The following is a 3,590-nucleotide window of genomic DNA, read 5'->3' as shown; positions in this document are numbered from 1 at the left end:
GAGGTGCCCCCAGCCAGGGGCTCCGCCCCCGGACCCCCGCTCCTCAAACGCCGGAGGGGCTGATTCAGCCCCTCCGGCGCCACCGCGTCAGTCGAAGACCGGCCCGACCGTCCGGGTGCGCTTGATCTCGTAGAAGCCGGGCGTGCCGGCGACCAGCAGCGTGCCGTCCCACAGCCGCGCCGCCGCCTCGCCCTTGGGCGCCGGCGTGACGACCGGGCCGAAGAAGGCGACCTCGGCGCCGTCCGCGCCGGGCACGGAGACGATCGGCGTGCCGACGTCCTGGCCGACCTTCTCGATGCCCTCGCGGTGGGAGGCGCGCAGCGCCTTGTCGTACTCGTCCGTGTCCGCCGCCTCCACGAGGTCGGCGGGCAGGCCCGCGTCCTCCAGCGCGGCCACTATGGTCTCGCGCGTGCGCGGCTGGTCCTGGTTGTGGAAGCGGGTGCCCAGCGCGGTGTAGAGGCGGCCCAGCGCCTCGCCGCCGAACCGCTGCTCGGCCGCGACGCACACCCGCACCGGCGCCCAGATCCAGCCACCGGGGGCCATCGCCTCGCGGAACTCCTCCGGGAGCTCGTCCAGCTTGTCCTCGTTGAGCACGCCCAGGCTCATCACGTGCCAGCGCACGTCCACGGGCCGGACCTTCTCCACCTCCAGCATCCACCGCGAGGTCAGCCAGGCCCACGGGCAGGCGGGGTCGAACCAGAAGTCGGCGGTCACTCTCTCCACGGTCACGCGGTTCTCCTCTGAGGGTTCTGCAGGCCGGTTGGTCGGTGATTCAACAAGGAGCCGCGTGCCATGATTCCTGGTGTTCGATAAATGGGACGAGAGACGAGACACAGCCGAGGGAGCCGCGTCGTGCCCGGTGAGAACCTGACCCGTGAGGAAGCCCGCGTCCGCGCCCGGCTGCTGACCGTGGACGCCTACGACGTGGCGCTGGACCTGCGCTCCGCGACCGGCCCCGGCGACGAGCCGCGGACCTTCCGCTCCGTCGCCACCATCCGCTTCCGCTGCGCCGAGCCGGGCGCCACGAGCTTCGCGGACCTGGTCGCGCCCGACGTCACCGCCGTCACCCTCAACGGCCGGGAGCTGGACCCCAAGGAGGTCTTCGACGGCGCGCGCGTCGAGCTCGCGGACCTGGCCGCCGAGAACGTGCTGGTCGTGGACGCGCGGTGCGCGTACAGCCGGACCGGCGAGGGGCTCCACCGCTTCGTCGACCCCGAGGACGGCGAGGTCTACCTCTACACCCAGTACGAGCCCGCCGACGCCCGCCGGGTCTTCGCGAACTTCGAGCAGCCCGACCTCAAGGCCCCCTTCACCTTCTCGGTGACCGCGCCCGCCGGCTGGACCGCGCTGAGCAACGGCGCGCAGGACGGCGAGGCCGAGCGCGTGGACGACGCCTCGGCGACCTGGCGGTTCGTCCCCACGGAGCCGATCTCCACCTACATCACGGCCGTCGTCGCCGGCCCGTACCACGTCGTCCGCGACCACTACAGCCGCACCCTCGCCGACGGGACCGTCCTGGACGTCCCCCTGGGCGCGCTGTGCCGCAAGGGGCTCGCCCCCCACTTCGACGCCGACGAGATCTTCACCGTCACCAAGCAGGGCCTGGACTTCTTCCACGACCGCTTCGACTACCCGTACCCCTTCGGGAAGTACGACCAGGCGTTCGTCCCCGAGTACAACATCGGCGCGATGGAGAACCCGGGCTGTGTGACCTTCCGGGAGGAGTTCGTCTTCCGGGGCAAGGTGACGCAGTCGGCCTACGAGCGCCGGGCGAACGTCATCCTCCACGAGATGGCGCACATGTGGTTCGGCGACCTGGTCACCATGGAGTGGTGGGACGACCTGTGGCTCAAGGAGTCGTTCGCCGACTTCATGGGCTCCTTCTCGCTCGTCGAGGCCACCCGCTTCAAGAACGGCTGGGTCACCTTCGCCAACCAGCGCAAGGCCTGGGCCTACCGCGCCGACCAGCTGCCCTCCACCCACCCGATCACGGCGGACATCCACGACCTGGAGGACGCCAAGCTCAACTTCGACGGCATCACCTACGCCAAGGGCGCGTCCGTCCTCAAGCAGCTGGTCGCCTACGTGGGCCGCGACGCCTTCCTGGAGGGCGCCCGGCGCTACTTCAAGCGGCACGCCTACGGCAACACCCGCCTGGCCGACCTCCTCCAGGTGCTGGAGGAGACCTCGGGCCGGGACATGGCCGCCTGGTCGCGGTCCTGGCTGGAGACGGCCGGCGTCAACGCGCTGACCCCGCTGGCGACCTACGACTCCGCCGGCCGGATCACCGAGCTGGCGATCCTCCAGGAGGCCGCTGCCGGACACCCCGAGCTGCGCCCCCACCGCCTCGCCGTCGGCCTCTACCGGCGCGAGGAGCCGGGCGGCCCGCTGTTGCGCTACGCCCGCGCCGAGGTCGACGTCACCGGCCCCCGGACGGTCGTTGCCGAGCTGACGGGCGCCGAGCGCCCCGAGCTGATCCTGGTCAACGACGAGGACCTCACCTACTGCAAGATCCGCTTCGACGAGGGCTCGCTGGCCACCCTGCGCGAGCACCTGGGCGACCTCACCGACCCGCTGGCGCGGGCCCTGTGCTGGTCGGCGCTGTGGAACCTCACCCGCGACGGGCTGCTGCCCGCCCGTGACTACCTGGAGCTCGTCCAGCGCTTCGCGGGCGCCGAGACCGACATCGGCGTGCTCCAGATGGTGCAGACGTGGGCCACCGGGGCGCTGACCCACTACGTGGTCCCGGACCACCGCGAGGGCGCCGGCCGGGAGCTCGCGTACAGCGCGCTGCGCGAGCTGCGGCTGGCCGAGCCCGGCAGCGGCCACCAGCTGGCCTGGGCGCGGTTCTTCGCCTCCCACGCGTGCGACGACGGCGACCTGCGGCTGCTGCGGGGGCTGCTGGACGACACCGCCCGGATCGACGGGCTGGACGTCGACCAGGAGCTGCGCTGGACGTTCCTGTTCGCGCTCGCCTCCCAGGGGGCGGCCGACGAGTCCGCGCTCACCGCCGAGCTGGCCCGGGACAACACCGCCTCCGGCAAGCGCCACCAGGTGCGCTGCCTGGCCTCCCGGCCGGCCGCGGAGGTCAAGGAGGACGCCTGGCGGGCGGTCGTGGACTCCGACACGCTCTCCAACGCCCTGGCCGAGGCCACCATCGCGGGCTTCGACCAGCCGGGCCAGCGGGAGCTGCTGGCGCCGTTCGCGCCGCGCTACTTCGAGGTGCTCGAGCGCGTGTGGCGGGACCGTTCCATCGAGATCGCCATGGCCGTGGTGCGCGGGCTGTTCCCGGCGCTCCAGGACCGCCCGGAGACCCTGGCCGCCACCGACGCCTGGCTGGCGGAGCACCCGGACGCGGCCCCGGCGCTGCGGCGGCTGGTGCTGGAGGCGCGGGACGACCTGGCGCGGGCCCTGCGCGCCCAGGAGTGCGACGCGAACGCGGTTACGGCCTGATCCGACGCAGTTTCGACCCAACACCACCGGCCCGCCGGGCACGTTGTCATGAAGTGACGACGGGCCGGTAACAGCGGTTAGGGGGCGGCCGGGGAGCGGGAATGGCCGGGTCATGAACCCCAACACCCCCCTCTCCC

The 3,590-nt window shown here is 72.5% G+C and carries 2 protein-coding genes; one reads left to right on the top strand and one right to left on the bottom strand.

What is annotated here, in order from left to right; all coding sequences use genetic code 11:
• Positions 1 to 87 precede the first annotated feature (87 nt).
• Positions 88 to 729, bottom strand: coding sequence for a DsbA family protein (locus tag K6I33_RS33150; protein WP_229358390.1), 642 nt, complete (start codon positions 727 to 729; stop codon positions 88 to 90).
• Positions 730 to 852: 123 nt separating this feature from the next.
• On the opposite strand from K6I33_RS33150, the gene pepN reads away from it, so the two are divergent.
• Entirely contained in the window at positions 853 to 3,453 is a 2,601-nt protein-coding gene (gene pepN / locus K6I33_RS33145) for an aminopeptidase N (protein WP_229358389.1), read from the top strand.
• Positions 3,454 to 3,590: the final 137 nt, after the last annotated feature.

The organism is Streptomyces sp. UNOB3_S3 (assembly GCF_020740895.1).
Lineage (GTDB): Bacteria > Actinomycetota > Actinomycetes > Streptomycetales > Streptomycetaceae > Streptomyces.
This window is presented reverse-complemented; position numbering and strand designations above follow the sequence as displayed.